Below are 17,870 nucleotides of genomic sequence, written 5' to 3'. Positions count from 1 at the left end.
ATCCATGGACATCGCCTCCCTGCTGGGCCGGCTGCGCCGGTCCCGACGTCTCTCCCTGATGATCTTCGCGGTGACGTTGCTGGCACTCGTGGCCACGGCCGTGTGGTTCATCTCCGCACGCAGCAGTCTGGCCCGTGCCTACGACCAGCTCAGCACCCGCAACGAGCTGCTGTCGCAGGCTCGGATGGCCCAGCAGGAGGCGCAACTGAAGGTCGACAACGCCGGCTCCGCCCGCCAGCTGCTGGAGCAGCTGGAAGGGTTGGGGATGGAGCCCACCGGCTGGGGCGAGCGCCTGATCAACCTCAACCAGACCCAGCTCTCGCGCATGGATGCCGACGCCCTGCTGGGCGGCATTGCTCCCAGCCCCGACCGCATCTTCGGTGCGGACGTGTTCGAGCTGTCGGTGACCGACCCGACCGAAGGACTGTTCCACCTGCCCACCACGTTGTCCGACCGCCCGCCGGCGCCGTTGTCGCTGACCCTGCGCGGCAGCTTGCTGTTCCGCACCGTCGGTGGCCCGCTGCCGCCCCAGAGCACGCCGGGAGGCGCGCAGCCATGAGCACGCAGAACATCGTCCAGTTGCCCGGGCGCTGGCTGACCTTCGACCAGGACCGCGTGACCGTCAGCGACACCCGTCCGCGCCTGGAAGGGCCGGCCTGGCTGTTCGCCGAATTCGAAGGAGGCAACAGCGGCGTGATGTCGCTGGAAGGCAGTTCGGCGCACGCCGTCGCGCTGATCGAGAAGCGCCTGCGCGCCGATGGCCTGATCGACGGCGAAGGCAAGATCCTGATCCACAAGAACCGCTCGATGGGCGCGGGCTACCAGACCCTGTTCACGGCGGTGCCGCTGGATACCTGGCAGCAGACCTATGCCTGGGCCGAAGCGCAGCCGGACCATTGCCTGGTGGTGCCGCTCACCTCGCTGATGTGGCGCACGCTCAAGGCCGGCGATGGCCTGGTCGTGCACAGCGGACGGCAGATGAGCGTGCTGGCGCTGCGCAAGCACGACATCATCCACCGCGCCTCGATGGCCTACAGCGAGGACGCCTCGGACCTGTCGATGACCGCCGGCGCGCTGGCCCAGCAGGTGGCCGACGACCTTTCGCGCAACGACGAGGAAAGCGAACCGCTGCAGTTCCGCTGGTGCTCGTTGTTCGTGCCGGCGGCCGAACCGGGCCAGGCCCCGGCCAACCAGCAGCTGGCCGAGATCTTCGCGGTCAACACCGGCTGCCAGGTCAAGCAGGTGCCGATGCAGGTCTACCACGATGCGGAAGGCCAGGCGTGGTCCAGTGGCATCGCGTGGATGGCCGCACAGGCGTCGCCGCGCGATGCGGTCAACCCCACCGCCAGCCGTGCGGCCTACCTGGCCGAATGGGCGCTGCCGCTGGCGTCGGCGGCCTCGCTGCTGATCGCCATCGCGCTCGGCACGCTTGGCACACGCTGGATGCTCGCCGCGCACGACGCCAACGAGCGCAGCGAAACGATCAGCCAGGAGATCGCCTCGCTCGAGGAGCAGGCCCGCCAGCTGTCCGGCAAGGCTGCCATGCCGCCGGGGTTCGATGCCGCCATGCAGTTCGTCAACAAGGCCAAGACCCTCACCGACGGATTGGATCCGGTCACCGGGCTGGAGTCGATACGCCTGGCCGCGCAGGACGAGGTACGCGTCCTGCGCGTGCGCGTGGAACAACCCGCACCGGGGCAGGCCACCGCCGCGCCGCGCACCCTGCGCGTGGACGGCATGGTCGACGCCGACCGCGGCACGCCGGGCATGCAGATCGCCACCTTCGTCGAGCGGTTGCGCCGCGAAGGCTTCGACCCCGAGCCGCTGGATCCGCAGTCCGGCGGTGCCACGCGCGCCGGTGGCGGCGTCTTCTCCTACCTGCTCAAGCGCCCCACCCCGGCCGGCACCGACACCGCCACGGAGCCCACCACGTGAAGAAGAAATACATCGCAATGACGGCCCTGTGCTGCTGGCTGGGGGTCTCCGGCTGGTTGGCCTCGATGGTCGTGGCCAAACCGGCGGTGTTGTTCATGGGCAACAACGCCGAGGAAAGCCCGGAAACCGCACGGCTGCGCGCCTCGATCCAGCGCAACCGGCAGGTGCTGGACATGGCCAGCACGCTGCGCCCGCAACCGCGCTTCGAAAGCGCCGGGCTGATCGCCGTTCCCGAACAGGCCGCGCCCGGCAGCCTGCCCGGCGGCGCAGGCGCCGCCGCTGCCGCCGCGGTGCTGCCGGTCGCGCCTGCGTCCCTGTCACTGGTGGTCACCGCGGGCGGACGCTCCACCGCCGTCATCAATGGCACGCCGGTCCGCCAGGGCTCGCGCCTGGAAGACGGCACCCGGGTGCTCGCCATCGGCAACAACTGGGCGCGCGTGCGTGATGCCGCCGGCAACGTGAGCACGCTGCGCGTGCGCCACATCGGCCAGGCGCCGGACGCCAGCGAGGGCAGCCTGTGAACGCCCACCTCAAGATCGTTGTCGGCGCGGGGGCGGCCATCCTGATCGGCGCCGCGCTCGTGCTGGCACTGCGCAAGGGTGAGCCCGCGGCTCCGCCGGTGCCCGCGCCGGCCGCCGTCGTCGATGCGACACCGGCAGCGCCCACGCCGCCCCCGGCCGATGCCACGCCCGCGCCGTGGGAAACCGGCCCTGCCGTGCCGACGGCGGCGGCACCGGCCACCGCAGCTATGCGCGTGCCGCCCCCGCCGACGTCCCCAGACGCACAGATGCGCACCGCCATCGCGCAGATGGAACGGCAGATGGCGCAGAACGAGGCGCAGGCCCACGCCATGCTGCGCCAGCTGAACACCGCGCAGGCCACCGGCAGCCTGCCGCCGGGAATGAACGTCGAAGCGGCGCGCACCAACATCCAGATCGCGTTGAAGGCGCAGCAGCTGGGCCGCGAGATGGTCGCGCTCAGCCAGCAGCCCGATTCGCCGGCGCGCCAGCAGCGCATGAACCAGATCAGCACCGAACTGATCGCGCTGCGCGAAGGGCTGCGCTACGACGTCAACACGCCTGCCGCGGCGAAGGCCGCGCCCTGACATGCGCAACCTCCGCCGACAACGCGGATTCAACCTGCTCGAGCTGACGGTCGTGGTGGGCGTGCTTGCCCTGCTGACCAGCGCGGCGACGGGCACGTATGAGATGTTCCAGCAGTCCCGCAGCCATACCGCCAGCCGCGCACAACTGGGTCAGGCCCGCCTGGCGCTGCGCGCCTTCACCCTCCGCAACAAGCGCCTGCCCTGCCCGGACAGCAGTCCGCAGGGCGACGCCGGGCGCGAGAACGGTGGGGCCAGTGGCTGCGCCGCGGGACTCACGGTCGGCTGGCTGCCATACGAAAGCCTGGGCCTGGCCCTGCCCGACCGCAACGCGCGCATCCGCTACGCGGTCCACCGCAGCAGCACGGCGGACCTGGCCAGGCCGTCCCCGGCCAGCGCCGAGTTCAGTGACCAGGACGGATCGGGCGGGCTGCTGGCCGCGCTTGCGCGGGCCGCGCAGGCCACGCCCGTCACCGCGTTGCCGTTCTACAAACTGCCCACCGCCAACGCCGCCTACCCGACCGAAACCCCGTCGAGCCCGGACCTTCCCTGCGATGGGGGTGGCGAAACCGTCAACCCTGCCTACGCGCTGATCTCCCCGGGAATGGACATGGACCAGTCCTCGGGCAACGCGCCCGGCTTCGACACGATGAACAACGCCATCGCCCGCGGGACCGCCCTGTGCATGGCGCCGCCGGAACGGCCATCGAGCTTCCGCTACGACGACCAGGTCCTGGCCGAATCCAGCACCACGCTGCTCGGCTGGCTGACCTCCCTTGAACGATAAGCAACCGATCCCGCATACCTCCGAGGCCTTGGAAATGACTAGCTGCCACCGCAGAAACCCCCACCAGCCGCAGTTGCGCCATCTTCCCCGGCTGCTGGCCGGCGGCATCGGCTCGCTGATGCTGGCGGCATGCACCAACATGCCGCCGCGCAGCGTGCAGGACCTGCCACCGGTGGAGCACAAGGCACTGGAACGCACCAGCACCGCGCTGGCCGAAGAGTCGGCCAAGTTCCTCGAGGCCCAGGACAAGCGCCTGGCCAGCCTCGAACACAAGGGCACCCGCACGCCCACCACCACGCCACTGGCGCCGGTCTACGACCCGCTGGAGCACAGCGTGGTCAGCATCAGCATGTTCGATGCCGACGTCGGCCAGCTGCTGTGGGCGCTGGCCGGCGAGCTGAAGATGAACCTGATCGTGGACCCCAGGGTGCTGGAGCAGAAGCAGCGCTCCAGCCTGCAGCTGAGCAATGTCTCCGCGCGCGAGGTGTTCAACCACATCCTCGATGCGTTCGACCTGCATGGCGAACTGCGCGGCGGTGCACTGGTGGTCAGCCAGACCAAGGAACGCATCTTCAACGTGGACATGCTCAACTCGGTGACCTCGCTGGAGCTCAACAGCGGTGGTGACGTGTTCGGAGCCGGCATGCAAGGCGAGGGCGGCGCAGGCCAGTCCCTGCGCGGCTCGCTGTCGATGAGCGGCAGCGTCGGCAAGGACAACGACCCCTACAAGCAACTGGCCGCCGCGCTGGACGTGATCCTGGACGCGGACAAGAGCAAGCAGGCGCCCGCCCCCACCGCACCGGACCAGCCCAAGCCGCCAGCGGTTGCCAGCTACAACCTGGATGCCGGCAGCGGCACCCTGTTCGTGCGCGCCCGCCCCTCGCAGATGCGCGCCGTCGAGCAGCTGATCGAACACAACAAGCAGAAGCTGCGCCGGCAGGTGCTGGTCGAGGCGCAGATCCTGGACGTCTCGCTCAATGACAGCAGCAACTACGGCGTGGACTGGAACCTGCTGCGCGACCGCGTCGCCGGCATCTACGGCGACACCGCCGCCACCATCCTGCCCGATGCCAACACGCCGCTGTCCTACGACGGCCTGACCCGGCTGGGCCAGCAGCCGCGCACCATCACCTTCCCCAACCAGACCCTGGGCTCCAGCCTCGGCCGGGCGATGGGCCTGAGCTACACCACCGACACGTTCTCGGCGGCGGTCAACGTGCTGCGCGGCTTCGGCAACGTCAAGGTGCTGTCCAACCCCAGCGTGCGCGTGCGCAACGGCAGCCCGGCCTACCTGAGCGTGGGCACCAACATCCGCTACGTCACCAAGTCCACCAGCAACTTCTCCAACACCGGCGGAAGCGGCGGCTCCTACAACCAGTCCACCGACATCCAGACCGACTCGCTGTTCTCCGGCGTGGTGATCGGCGTGGCACCGATGATCCACGAGAACGGCAGCGTCGAGCTGCTGGTGCACCCGATGCAGACCGAGGTCGATGCCAGCAGCCTGACCCTGCGCGAGTTCCCCAACGGCAACGCGGTCACGCTGCCGCAGGTCAACGTCAAGGGCATCACCACCACCTTGAACCTGCGCGACGGCGACACCGTGATGCTCGGCGGCCTGATCGACCAGAACGCCTCGCTCGATGACAAGGGCATCCCCGGCCTGTCCGATGTGCCGGTGTTCGGCCGCATGTTCGGCTCGCGTGCCAAGACCCACACCACCCGCGAACTGGTGCTGGTACTGCGGGTGAAAGTGCTGTGAGCCTGATCTACGACGCATTGCGCCAGAACGGCACGGCGTCGCCCCAGGCCACGGCCACGCCGGTAGCACGGGCCCGCGGCGGCGGCCGGCGCACCGGCTACCTCTGGCTGGGCGCGACCGGCAGCGTGCTGCTCGGCTATGCGCTGGTGCATGCGCTCTCCGGCAATGCCACGCCGCCGGTGGCCGCCACCGCGACGCGGGCACCGCTGGCCGCGCCTGCCGCAGCGCCTGCAACAGCATCGGTGACGGTACCGGTTGCGGTCGCAGCGCCGGCACCGGTTGCCGCGACCGCGCCCATCCCCCCTTTGCCGCCACTGGCACCGCGGGCCGCCACCCGCACGTCGGCAGCGCCCGTCGCCGGCAGCGACGTGCCCGCGCCGGCGACGCCCGCCCCACGCCTGGCCACCACGCCGTCCGGACAGGAGGTGGTGCACGTGCAGTCGCAGCAGATGAACATCACCGTCAGCACCCGCCGGCCGGCCCGCGACGCCGGCCCTGCGGCGGACACCACCGCCCGGATTCCCGATGTACTGGCCTTGCTGCAGCGCGCTGTCGCGCAGGGCGACGCCGCGGCCATCGAGCAGCAACTGCAGGCGTTGCGCCAGCTGCTTCCCGCCGACAGCCTGACCCTGCTGCGCAACGAAGCCTGGGTTGCACACAACCGCGGCGACCTGGTCACCGCCGAGGACCGCTACCGGCAGATCCTGTTGCGGGTCCCGGAGGACACTCAGGCCGGGGTCAACCTCGCGCTGCTGGAAGCCGGACGCGGCCAGACCGACGTCGCGCAGGGCCGGCTGCTGCGCCTGGCCGCGGAGAACGGCGACTCCAGCATCATCGCCCAGGCGCTGGCTCAGATCCGCGGAACGCCGCAATGAACCCGGCCACCCGCCAGCACCTGCAGCAGCTGGGCCTGGACCGCTCGCCGTTCCCGCCCACGCCCGACAGCGCCGCTTACTTCCAGACCGATGCGCTGGAGCGCGAGCTGGTCGAGGCCACGCATTGCCTGCGCACGCGCTCGGGCTTCGTGCTGCTCACCGGCGAGGTCGGCACCGGCAAGACCACTTTCCTGCGCCGCCTGATGTCCACGCTGGAACGCGAGGACATGGTGGTGTCGCTGGTGTTCAACACCTACCTGCAGGGCAATGACCTGCTGGCGGCGGTGCTGCGTGACTTCGGCCTGCCCGCCAAGGGCAGTGCCGCGGACAACATCGACCGCCTCAACCGCTTCCTGCTCGAGCGCTGGCAGCGCCAGACCACCTGCGTGCTGCTGATCGACGATGCCCAGAACCTGGACATCGAAAGCCTGGAACTGCTGCGCCTGCTCACCTGCCTGGAGTCGGGGCAGGAGAAGCTGTTGCAGATCGTGCTGGCCGGCCAACCGGAATTGCTGCAGGTCCTGGCGCAACCGGCGATCCGCCAGCTCAGCAGCCGCATCAGCAAACACGCCCAGCTCTGCGCCCTGGCACCCGACCGCACCGGCGAGTACGTGCGGTTCCGGCTGGACAGCGCCGGTGCCGACGGCGCCATCGCGCTCGATGAAGCGGCGATCACCGCCCTGCACCGCGCCAGCAACGGCAACCCACGCCATATCCACCAGATCATGGACCGCTGCCTGTATGGCCTGTATGGCCAGGCCGCCGGTCCACGCCGGATCGATGCCGCGCTGATCCGCACCGCCGCCGCCGAAGCCGGTGTGCAGCGCCGTGCGCGCGCGCGTCGCTACCCGTGGGCACTGGCGGCGTCGCTGGGCGGGCTGCTGGCCGTGGGTGGGCTGGTCCTGTCACTGCGTCCGGGCGACACCCATGCCGAGCCGGCATCGACGGTGGCATCGGCACCGCCCGCAGCGGCCAGCGCCACAACCGCGCCCCCACCGCAGCACTGCCTTGCACGCCTGGGTGACGGCGCACGGCGCCAGGTCCAGGTGCCTTCCGGCGCTGCCCCCTACCTGCGCCAGCACGACGACCTGTGCGTGCAAGCCACCGCGCAGGGCGCACTGGTCACCTTCGTGCCGCGTGTGCCCGACGCCGACCTGCTGCAACAGCAACCCAATACCCGCCTGCAACAGCTGCAGTACCGCCTGCGGCAGCAGGGGCACTACGACGGCCAGCTCGATGGCCGCTTCGGCCCGCTGACGCAGCGGGCGCTGCGCCGCATGCAGCAGCACAACGCCCTGCCGGCAACCGGGACCCCGGATGCACTGACCCTGCACCTGCTGGCCCTTCCCGCCGCGCACGCCGACTCCCCGAACGACATGGATCCTTCCCGCAATGGCCACGGTTGATTCCCGCATCCCCTCCGCCTCCGCCAGCTCCACGCAGGGACTGGTCAGCCTCGAACAGGCCAAGCTCGGCGTGCTGCTCAACGAGCAGGGGCTGCTGGACCCCATCCAGCTGTTGTACGCCCGCCAGAAGAACCTGGTCGAGCAGACCAGCTTCGGCCGCTTGCTGATCCGCCACGGCCTGGCCAATGAATCGGACATCGTGCGCACCCACGCCGGCATGCTCGGCATCGAGTTCACCCAGGTCGAAACCCTGCCGGTGGCCGAGCCGCAGATCCTGGCCATGTTCAACCGCGAGCTGTGCCAGATGCGGCAGTTCCTGCCGCTGCGCCGCGACGGCGAGCAACTGGAGGTGCTGCTCGGCGATGCCGACCCCACCGCGGTGGCGCAGCTCGTGCTGCAACGCTGCGGCCTGCGCTGCCGCTTCCTGCAGGGTGAGTACGGCAAGGTCGCGCGGCTGATCCGGCAAACCTACTACTTCGCGCAGAACCCGATCGAGGCGCTGCTGGAGAAGGAGATCCGCCGCCTCGCCACCGACAACGACCACGCCTACAGCCCGGAGAAGCTGCTGGACTACCTGCTGCACCTGGCCGTGCGCGAGCGCACCACCGACATCCACATTTCCCCGTCCGAGCACAGCCTGCACGTGCTGTTCCGCGTCGATGGCGTGCTGCGCCCGATGTGGGCCATGCCCAACTCGCTCAGCCGCCTGCTGGGCTACATCAAGCTCGCTTCGGAAATGGACATCTCCGAGCAGCGCCGCCCGCAGGACGGCAGCTTCCGCGCCACCGTGCTGGACTCGGCGCTGACGGTGCGCGTGTCCACCCTGATCACCGAATCCGGCGAGCGCATGGTGATGCGCCTGCTGCCCGAGCACAGCGACCTGGCCGGGCTGGAGGAACTGGGTTTCTTCGCCGAGGACGTGGCCCTGCTCGAACGCCTGTTCGCCAAGCCGGCCGGGCTGATCCTGATCACCGGTCCCACCGGCTCGGGCAAGAGTTCCTCGCTGCACGCCGCACTGCGCATGCAGTCGCTGATCGAGCGCAATGTGCTGACCGTCGAGGACCCCATCGAGTACCGCGTGCCCGGTGCCGGCCAGACCGAGGTCAACCGCCGCGCCGGCTACGAGTTCGGCTCGGCCCTGCGCCACTTCCTGCGCCATGACCCGGACGTGATCCTGCTCGGCGAAATGCGCGATGCCGAAACCGCGCAGGCAGCCGTGGAAGCGGCGGCCACCGGCCACCTGGTGCTGTCCACCCTGCACGTCACCACCGTGTTCGGCGTGGTGCCCCGCCTGCGCCCGCTCGGTCTGGAAGCGCAGGTCATCGCCGACAACCTGCTGGCCGTGGTGAACCAGCGCCTGGTCCGCCAGGTCTGTCCGTTCTGTGCCACGGACGTGCCGTTCACCGACAAGGAATGCGCATGGCTGGAGCTGCCCGTGGGCAGCAGCGGCCGGCGTGGCGGCGGTTGCGACCGCTGCCGCGGCAGCGGCTACTACGGGCGCCTGCCGGTCTACGACATCATGGTGGTCGACGAACCGCTGGCCAACGGCATCGCCGATGACGTCAGCCGCGAGACCCTGCGCGGGCTGGCGATGGGCGCCGGCTTCAAGGGCATCGAGCAGGTCGCGCGCGCGCGCGTCATCGCCGGCCAGACCACCAGCGAGGAAGTCCTGCGCGTGGTCGGCGTGGGCCCGGCGTCATGAACGTCTACTACTACCGGCTGCTGCTCTCCAACGGCCGCGTGCGCGCCGGCGTGACCCAGCTGGCCGTCGAGCACGACGCCTCCGCGCGCCTGTGGCTGGAGAAGAACTTCGATGCGGTGGTACTCAAGCTGTATCGCTTCCCCGGCTGGCTGGCCGAGACCCAGCGTTCGCTCACCCACCTGATCAAGCCCAGCATCAAGCCGGTGGAACTGGCCGGCATGCTGCGCGACCTGGCGGTGATGACCAGCAGCGGCATCCCGGTGATGGAGGCGCTGCGTGCGGTGGCCAACGAAATCAGCACCGGCCGCGTGTCCAATCCGGCCCGGCTGGCACGCCGGCTGCTGGACGAACTGGATGCCGGCGCCTCGCTGAGCGATGCATTCGGCCGCTATCCCGACGCCTTCCCGGAAACCGTCCGCAACCTGGTCATGATCGGCGACGAGACCGGCTCCATGGACAGGATGCTGATGGAGGCCGCCGACCACGTCGAGCGCATCTCGCGGATGACCGCCGATACCCGCCAGGCGCTGATCTACCCGGCGTTCGTGTTCTCGGCCATCTTCGCCGCCGGCGGCTTCTGGATCTACTACGTCATTCCCAACCTGTCCGATCTCTTCAAGCAGATGAACGCCAAGCTGCCGCCGCTCACCATCTGGGTGATACGCAGCTCGGAGTGGCTGATCGGGCACATCGTGATGATCCTGGCCGGGCTGGCCGCGCTGGCGTTCGTGCTGTGGGTCACCTGGCGCTACAGCCGGCGCTTCCGCCGCGCCATCCACTACACGCTGCACCGGCTGCCGATCGCCAAGACCATCATGTTCTCCTCCGGCCTGGCCTTCTTCACCGAGTACATGGCGCTGCTGATCCGCGCCGGCGTAGACATGGTCAGCAGCCTGCAGGTGATGGAGCGCGCCATGCGCGACGAGTACTACCGCGACCGCATCATCGCGATCCGGCAGGTCCTGGAGCGCGGCGACCGGGTGTCCTCGGCGATGCGCCAGGTCGGCGGCTTCCCTTCGATGATGGTGCGCATGATCAGCGTCGGCGAGGACACCGGCACGCTGGACAGCCAGTTCTCGCGCCTGTCCGAGGAATACAGCCTGCGCCTGCAGCGCCTGATCACCAACCTGTCGGAAATCATCAAGCCGGTCGTCGTGCTGTTCGGCGGCGGCATGTTCGTCTTCCTGATCGTCGCCCTGCTGCTGCCGGTCTATGACCTGGTGCAGCAGGCGATCACCTCGCCGCAGCTGTAAGGAACCGCGCCACCATGAAACCCATCAACCACAGCCGCGGCTTCACCCTCATGGAGATGTCGGTGGTGCTGGTGATCATCGCGTTGATCCTCGGCGCGGTCACCGTCGGCCGCGACGTCTACCGTGGTGCCGTGGCCGAGCGCATCAGCAGCGAGTTCGTGCAGGGCTGGATCCTGGCCTACGACCGCTACGCCAGCCAGACCGGCCGGGTCCCCGGCGACAACGCGCTCACCGGCATGATCGGCGGTGGCACCGCCGCCACCGCGCTGTGCGGCACTGCGCTGGTCGACGAGATGCTCAAGGCAGGCGTCACCCTGCCCCAGGGAGCGATGGAAGGCCGCCAGGAAACCTACGTCTACCAGGACCGCAACGGCCTGCCGCAGCGCCTGCAGGTCTGCCTGCAGGCCATCACCGACTGGCACGAGCCGATCAGCGCCAGCGGCTACGCCGCCCGTACGCGCAACGTGCTGGTGCTGCATGGGCTCACCCCCGAACTGGCGCAGCAGCTGGACCAGCGCATCGACGGCAAGGTCGACGCGCGCGTTGGCCGGGTGCGCGAGAAGCGCCCGGGCACCGGCAAGGTCGCCGCGCCGACCGAGGATGCCGCCTGGTCGCGCGATGAGACCAGCAACGCCAACACCAGTGCCGATGCCGCCAGTGCCACCGTCATCGCCTACATCAAGATGAGCCAGTAACCGGATATCGCCCGCATGCATACCCCTTCCCGCGATCATCTCCCCATCCTCGGCTGCATCCCCGGCAGCCACCCGCAGCGGGGCTTCAGCCTGCTGCAGGTGATGCTGCTGCTGATGCTGGTCGGCGTGGCCGTCGCCGCCGGCGCGCTGCTGCTCAATGCCCGGCGCCCGGCCGAACAGGCCGTCCAGCAGCAGGAATACCTGCGCTGGGCCGATGATGCGCTGGCCGCCTATGCCGCCGCGCACGCCCGCCTGCCCTGCCCGGCCACGCGTTGGACCGAGGATCCGGCCGCGGTCATCGAGGACTGCAGTGCCGTGGCCGGCACCAGCAATGCGGTCGGCTTCCTGCCCATCGCGTTGTTGCCCGGCGCGCGCGAGATGGGGGCCGGCGCCGCGCCGATCCGCTACTCGGTCTCGCGGGGCGTCACCGGCATCGCCGCCGGCGGCACCAGTGCCCGCCAGCCCGCGCTGTCGGCGACCGGCGATGCGTTCATCCCGCTCGACCCGAGCGGCGAGCCCTTCGAGGACTACGTGGACCCGGCCGAAGGACACGGAAACGGCCTGGACTTCTGCGCCGCGCTGGACCAGAACGCGCTGCCCGGGGCCACCGCGGACACCTACGCCACCAGCACCGACGCCCAGGGCAATGCCCTCAACATCGCCTATGGGCTGGTCGCCGCCGGCCCCGTCGCGGGAACCCAGGGCCGCTTCGACAGCACTGCCTCGGCCGCATTGCCCAGCCCGGCCCGGCCCGGCGACATCGACTACGACGATCGCACCCGCCTGCGGACCTTCGCCTCGCTGGCACCGCTGGTCGGCTGCCGCCAGTACGCGGCGATGGCCGCCGCCGACGCCCCCACCAACGTCTCGCTGCTGTCGATGGAAGTGCTGGCCGGCGCGGTCGCCAACCACGCCACGGTGGCCGACTTCCAGGACACCAACCTGGGCAACGGCGAGGCCCAGGTGCGTGATGCGGCGTTCGCCCAGGCCATGGCCATCACCGGGTTGACCCTGAGCGTGCTCGGCGCGGTCGACATCTTCGACTCGGCGGTCTGGAACGCCATCTCGCTGACCACCTCGGTGATCACCTGCATCGCCTCGCTCGGCACGGTCTGCGTCGGCGTGCCGTTCGACACCGCCGCCGTCATCATCAGTGCCATCGCCATCAGCTACTCCGCCGCCGCGGTGGCGCTGAACTCGGCGGCGCTGGCCCCGATCGGGCTGGCGCTGGATGCCAACGTCAAGGCGCGTGACCGTGCCGCGGCATCGATCAAACCCGCCACCTCGTCCGTCGCCGACGTGCTGGAGACCATGCGCCAGACGCTGTACGGCGGCACCCGCGAGTACTGCAAGCAACGCCTGGACCCGAAGACCAAGCTCCCCGTGCAGAAGAAGGACAGCAACGGCGAGCCGGTGTGGCAGGCCAACGGCGCGCCGGAGTTTGAATGCGACATGGTGACCGAGTACCAGCCCGGCATGGCCGCGCAGATCGACAGCGCCAAGGCGGTCGAGGCCAAGCTGGTTGATGCCGCCGCGGTATACCAGGACAAGCGCATGTCGCACTTCAGCGACACCTGGATCTCCTATCGCATGCACCTGGGCAACTCCGCCGGCAAGTACAAGGAAACCGTATGCGTGGCCGCCACCGGTGGCAGCTACGATTATGTCAACGGCAGCTGCGTCGTGCTGCCCACCGAGAGCCACGTGGGCGGCTACACCTGGGTGACCCGCTTCAAGCCGATCGCCTACCAGGACGCCCGCAGCAAGCGCGATCTGGCCCAGCGGTGGGCCGACATCCAGCGCACGGTGGAAGAGCTGGAAAGCGCCTACCTGCAGAAGGTGGACGCCGTGAAGCAATGGGTGAAGCTGGTCGACAGCGCGCACAAGGACGCCGAGGACATCTGCCGGCAGGCCACCAACGCCGAAAGCCAGCAGGTCTGCCGCAACTCGCGCGACAAGGTGACCTACATGCGCAGCTGCACCTACACGGTCATCAACGACGACGGCAGCACCGCCATCGTCGATGAGATGCACCCGCCCGCCGGCCAGGAGATGAACGAAGGCGCCCAGTGCACGCCCATGCTCGAGCGCGACCGCGACCTGACCAAGGCGGCGCTGGACGACGCCAAGCAGCGGCGCACCAGCGCCAAGTCCAACTACGACAGCCAAAGCTCGCCCTACCTCCAGTACCCGGGCGATTGGAGCAAGGCCATGATGGAGATCGATGACGAGCAATCCACGTTCACCTGGATTTCCGGCACCATCCGCCGCTATGCCGACATGCCGACCGACGGCAGCAATGGCCAGCGCCTGATCGAGGACATCAACTACGACGGTGATTTCCGCTGCGTGCTTGACCCCGGCAGATGCGGCACCGAGAAGAGCACCTATTCCTATGCGCGCGCCTACTCGGACTGGGTGCGTGCAAGGGATGCCGCCGCCGAAGCCACGCGCAACCGCATCGAGAACGAAACCCGCTTCAAGGAACTGGAAGCCCAGTACAACGCGCTGAAGGACATGGCCCCGCCTGGCTCCGTCAAGGACTACAGCATCGCCGTGGGTGCCGGCGCCATCCTCGGCAAGGCCGACACGCGCGGCGCGGTCGGCGCCCGCAAGGCAAGCCCATGAGCGGCCCGTGCGTGCGGCGGCAACGCGGCTTCAGCCTGGTCGAGATCGCCGTGGCCCTGCTCATCGCCGGCCTGGTCAGCGCAGTGGTGTTCACCCTGATCCCGATCGGTGGGCAGGTACTCAAGGCCGACCACGACGAACGCCTGCTCGCGCAGGCCGAACAAGCGCTGCTCGGCCATGCCCGCGCGAAGCTGCACCTGCCGGCGGCCGACAGCGATGGCGACGGGCGCCCCGATCCGGGCAGTACCTCGGGCTGGTTGCCGGTGCGCGAGCTCGGCCTGCCGGGTGACGCGCGCATCCTCTACAGCGCCCATGCCGCGCTGCTGGCGGCACCGGGCAACGTGTATGCACCGCACCTGGCCGGCGCGGAGGTCAGTTCGCCGACCAACGGGTTGGACCTGTGCCTGCACCTGCAGCAGGTCCAGGCCAATGGCACCCCGTTGGCCGGGTTGTCCATGCCGGCGGCCTACGCGCTGGGCATGCCGAACGAACGCGGCCAGGTCGGCGACGCCCAGGCCGCCGCGCGCGCGCTGGCGCTGCCGGGCGCCGCGCCCGTGGCCGGCAGCCTTCCCGGCCTCACGCTGGCCGCCGGCGTCGGCGAGCTGTCCAGCCGGCTGGCCTGCGCCGACCGCCTCGGCCGCGCACAGGGCGCGGCCCAGTCCGCCGCCGCGGCCTACAGCATCGCCGAGGTGGCACAGTTCAACTACCGCTTCCGCAAGTTCGACGTGCGCACCAACGAAGCGCTGCTCAAGGCCGCCGAGACCGGCGTCGCCGCCGCGGCCGCGTCGCTGGCATTCGCGATCTTCGACGAAGCCATCGCGGTGTTCCTGACCACCACCGGCAATTTCGAAACCGGCTTCAAGATCGCGCTGGCGGTGATGGAACACGCCAATGCGCTCGCGTCCGTCGGCTATGCCGTCTTCCTGGTGAAGATGGCCGATGACGACCTCAAGGGCGCGCGCGAGTCCCTGGCCACGGCCAAGGACATCGCCGCCCGTGCCAGCACCCGCAACGACCTGGCCGCGCACGCGCGCGACCAGGCGCTGCAACAGGCCAAGGCCCTGGACATCGCGGGGATCGACAAATGACACACCGGCAGATCCGTGTGCCGCGCCGCCGGCCGGCGGGCTTTTCGCTGATCGAACTGACCATCGCCTTGGTGGTGCTGGGCATCATCGGGGTGTTCCTGGCCCGTTGGCTGATGCAGAGCAACCAGGAGGCCCTGCAGGTCACCCAACGCAGCCTGCTGCAACGCGCCGACGATGCGCTGCTGGCCTACGCCGCCGCCAATCATCACCTGCCGTGCCCGGCCACCGGTGACAGCGGCGTCGGCGACTGCAGCCTCGCCCAGGGCTTCCTGCCCTACCGCGAGTTGGGTTTGCCGGACCAGCGCGCCGCACGGATCGCCTATGGCGTATTCCGCGACAACGCGATGTCCGGCGTGGACCCGGACATCGCCAGCATCGACGCCGACCTCACCCGTGCGGTGGACCGCGCGCCGTCCCTGCAGATGCTCAACAACGCCACCAGCAACAGCGTGGCCGCGCTGGTCAAGCTGCAGGACACCTGCGCCACACACCCGGAAGCGGGCTGCGCGTCGGTGCCGAACCTGCAGGTCAACGGGCTGGACTTCTGCTACGCGCTGCGCAGCGGCATGAACGCCACCGGCAAGGACAGCTTCCTGCACAGCCGGCGCACCGAAGGTGCCGGCAGCGCGGTGCTCGGCAACATCGCCTACGCGCTGGCCACCACCTCGCTGGACGCAGCGGCCCCATCGGACCCGGCGATCGACTCCCCGCGCGCCGGCAGCAACGTCGGCCAGCTGCGCCGGGCGGTCGGCTTCGAACAGTTGTGGAGCCGCCTGCGCTGCGGCGAGGCCACCGGCGCGGCCCTGCACGCGCATGCCAATGCCGCCGTCGCCGCCGCGCTCAACGTGCCGGCGATGGTCGACTACAAGGAGCAGCTCTCCATCATGACCGAGCTCGCCGAGGCCGGGAACAAGAGCGCCGACGCCGACATCGTGCTGGCCACCGGGCAGATCGCCTCGGCGGTCGCCGGCATGTTCGACACCGCCTCGGAGGTCAGCCAGACCAAGTTCGTGTGGACCTGGCGCACCGGCTTCGCCGCCGCCGGCCTGGGCAGCGCGATCGGCGGCGTGGTCGCCGCCGCCGCGATGAAGGGCATCGCCGTATCCAACGTCAACATCGCGCGGACCACCCAGAGCGCCTTCGGCACCGGCCAACCCACCGGCTCGGATGCGGACCAGACGGTCTACGCGCTGGACCAGAAGGCCCCGGTCATCGCCCGCCGGGTGGACCTGGAAGCCCGCCGCGCCGACCTGCTCGGGCTCTCCCCCGGCAAGGCCCAGCATGACGCGGCCGACGCACTGCGCTGAGCCTGCCGGCTGCCACCGGCCTGCCACCGCTGCAACAGGCGAAGGGCGTGCCTGCGCACGCCCTTCACTGCCACCGCGAGGGGAGATCGGGGCATTACCCCAACACTACGCCGCTGATCCGCCCGCGCTCCATCCGCAATCCGGACGTCACCTCGCCGGCCAGCGTGCCCACCCCGTTGGAGATCTGCGCGAGCAGCTGGCGCAGTTCCACGCTGGTGTCCAACCCCAGTTCGGCGCGGAGCATGACTTCGAACCGCTGGTACGCCTTCACCGCCGCCGCCCGCATACCTCCCCCGGCGTGGGCCCGCATCACCCGCTGTGCATGCGCCTCGTTCCACGGGTCGTGCAGGCTCAGCGAACGCGCCATCATCGCCGCGCGCTCCCACTGCTGGCTGGCCAGCAGCTCGTCACAGCACTTCTCCGCCGCGTCGATCAGGCGACCGTCCAGCTCCTGGCGGGTGGTTTCCAGCCAGCTGTGGAAGTCGATGCCGGCGATGTCATCCATCCCGTCGAGGAAGCAGCTCTGCCGCGCCAGCATGTACACGGCCTGGCAGGGCGCCAGCTGCAGCAGGTCGATGTCGAAGCGCACCTGGTCGTCGCGGAACAGCCCCACGCTGCCGCGCTCGATGCGCAGGGCGTCCGGTCCCAGTGCGTTGCTGCAGTAGCGGTTGAGGTTGCTCAGCACCTGGCGCAGGTTGGTCAGCGCGCTGGTTTCGCTCAGCGACGGCCACAGCAGGGCCGCCAGCGCGATGCGCGAATGCTTGCGGTTCGACTCCACCGCTAGGTAGCCCAGCAGTGCCCAGCCCTTGCGGTAGATCAACGGTGCCGGCAACCCGTGGCTGGCGCCCATCAGCTGGACCAGCCCACGTTCGGTCGCCACGTGCGCGCCGCCGCAGGATGCTTCGCACCCGGCGTGCGCCGCCTGTTCCGATACCAATGCCATGATTTCCCCCGGATGGGCCTCAGCCATTGAGCCCCTTACCTGTTAAACCGGCAAAAGCGTCCCGATCCCATCACCCCGGCACGAAAAACGTTCACACGCGCTCGACAAACGTCCGATTCCCGCGCAACGCGGGCGCCGCCAAGCCGCGCCGCGCGTAGGTTTCAACCGCAACCAAGCAGCCGTGGCGGGGCTTGCGCGCCGTTCACCGGCAATCACAACTGCAAGCATTGACAGCGCCGGCGGACGGTGGTTATCTCGACCCCATGCTGCAACGCCACAACGCCACCGCCCACCTGACTTCGACCCCGGCTTCCGCCGCGGCGTCGCTGCTCGTACTCGTACTTATTACCGAGCCAACAGGTGCGGGGCAGACTGGCGCGTAGCAGA

The 17,870-nt window shown here is 69.6% G+C and carries 15 protein-coding genes; 14 read left to right on the top strand and 1 reads right to left on the bottom strand.

Annotated elements, in window-relative coordinates; genetic code table 11:
* Positions 1 to 4 precede the first annotated feature (4 nt).
* From ACIPR8_RS02375 to ACIPR8_RS02310, 14 genes are all read left to right on the top strand, one after another.
* Positions 5 to 559, top strand: a complete 555-nt coding sequence (locus ACIPR8_RS02375) for a hypothetical protein (RefSeq protein ID WP_446540046.1) — start codon at positions 5 to 7, stop codon at positions 557 to 559.
* Positions 556 to 1,935 carry a hypothetical protein gene (locus ACIPR8_RS02370; protein WP_446540045.1) on the top strand — a complete coding sequence of 460 codons (1,380 nt, stop codon included), beginning with the start codon at positions 556 to 558 and terminating at the stop codon, positions 1,933 to 1,935. The genes ACIPR8_RS02375 and ACIPR8_RS02370 overlap by 4 nt, the downstream gene beginning before the upstream one ends.
* Complete coding sequence (locus ACIPR8_RS02365) at positions 1,932 to 2,456, top strand: hypothetical protein (protein ID WP_132865525.1); 525 nt, start codon at positions 1,932 to 1,934, stop codon at positions 2,454 to 2,456. Before ACIPR8_RS02370 ends, ACIPR8_RS02365 begins: the two co-directional genes overlap by 4 nt.
* Positions 2,453 to 3,040 (top strand): hypothetical protein, encoded by a 588-nt coding sequence (locus ACIPR8_RS02360; RefSeq protein WP_446540044.1) that lies wholly within the window; start codon positions 2,453 to 2,455, stop codon positions 3,038 to 3,040. The genes ACIPR8_RS02365 and ACIPR8_RS02360 overlap by 4 nt, the downstream gene beginning before the upstream one ends.
* 1 nt (position 3,041) lies before the next feature.
* Positions 3,042 to 3,824 (top strand): type II secretion system protein, encoded by a 783-nt coding sequence (locus tag ACIPR8_RS02355; RefSeq protein WP_446540043.1) that lies wholly within the window; start codon positions 3,042 to 3,044, stop codon positions 3,822 to 3,824.
* Positions 3,825 to 3,897: 73 nt separating this feature from the next.
* A complete protein-coding gene (gene mshL, locus ACIPR8_RS02350; protein ID WP_225591806.1) occupies positions 3,898 to 5,586 on the top strand; it encodes a pilus (MSHA type) biogenesis protein MshL in 1,689 nt (562 codons plus the stop codon).
* On the top strand, positions 5,583 to 6,461 hold the full coding sequence (locus ACIPR8_RS02345; protein WP_446540042.1) for a tetratricopeptide repeat protein: 879 nt from the start codon (positions 5,583 to 5,585) through the stop codon (positions 6,459 to 6,461). The genes mshL and ACIPR8_RS02345 overlap by 4 nt, the downstream gene beginning before the upstream one ends.
* Complete coding sequence (locus tag ACIPR8_RS02340) at positions 6,458 to 7,867, top strand: ExeA family protein (RefSeq protein ID WP_446540041.1); 1,410 nt, start codon at positions 6,458 to 6,460, stop codon at positions 7,865 to 7,867. Before ACIPR8_RS02345 ends, ACIPR8_RS02340 begins: the two co-directional genes overlap by 4 nt.
* Positions 7,854 to 9,569, top strand: a complete 1,716-nt coding sequence (locus ACIPR8_RS02335) for a GspE/PulE family protein (protein ID WP_446540040.1) — start codon at positions 7,854 to 7,856, stop codon at positions 9,567 to 9,569. The genes ACIPR8_RS02340 and ACIPR8_RS02335 overlap by 14 nt, the downstream gene beginning before the upstream one ends.
* Entirely contained in the window at positions 9,566 to 10,822 is a 1,257-nt protein-coding gene (locus ACIPR8_RS02330) for a type II secretion system F family protein (RefSeq protein ID WP_313252092.1), read from the top strand. The genes ACIPR8_RS02335 and ACIPR8_RS02330 overlap by 4 nt, the downstream gene beginning before the upstream one ends.
* 14 nt (positions 10,823 to 10,836) lie before the next feature.
* Positions 10,837 to 11,517, top strand: a complete 681-nt coding sequence (locus tag ACIPR8_RS02325; protein ID WP_192287578.1) for a type II secretion system protein — start codon at positions 10,837 to 10,839, stop codon at positions 11,515 to 11,517.
* Positions 11,518 to 11,532: 15 nt separating this feature from the next.
* On the top strand, positions 11,533 to 14,145 hold the full coding sequence (locus tag ACIPR8_RS02320) for a hypothetical protein (protein ID WP_446540039.1): 2,613 nt from the start codon (positions 11,533 to 11,535) through the stop codon (positions 14,143 to 14,145).
* The gene (locus ACIPR8_RS02315) at positions 14,142 to 15,233 is read left to right on the top strand and encodes a type II secretion system protein (protein WP_313252096.1); all 1,092 of its coding nucleotides are present in this window, start codon (positions 14,142 to 14,144) and stop codon (positions 15,231 to 15,233) included. Before ACIPR8_RS02320 ends, ACIPR8_RS02315 begins: the two co-directional genes overlap by 4 nt.
* Positions 15,230 to 16,540 carry a type II secretion system protein gene (locus tag ACIPR8_RS02310; protein ID WP_446540038.1) on the top strand — a complete coding sequence of 437 codons (1,311 nt, stop codon included), beginning with the start codon at positions 15,230 to 15,232 and terminating at the stop codon, positions 16,538 to 16,540. Before ACIPR8_RS02315 ends, ACIPR8_RS02310 begins: the two co-directional genes overlap by 4 nt.
* Positions 16,541 to 16,634: 94 nt before the next feature.
* Here the strand turns inward: ACIPR8_RS02310 and ACIPR8_RS02305 are convergent, their stop codons facing one another.
* On the bottom strand, positions 16,635 to 17,420 hold the full coding sequence (locus ACIPR8_RS02305) for an AfsR/SARP family transcriptional regulator (protein WP_446540037.1): 786 nt from the start codon (positions 17,418 to 17,420) through the stop codon (positions 16,635 to 16,637).
* Between the last annotated feature and the right edge of the window lie 450 nt (positions 17,421 to 17,870).

The organism is Stenotrophomonas sp. LARHCG68 (genome assembly GCF_052871705.1).
The sequence above is the reverse complement of the archived record's forward strand: the minus strand, read 5'-3'. Positions and strand labels throughout refer to the sequence as shown.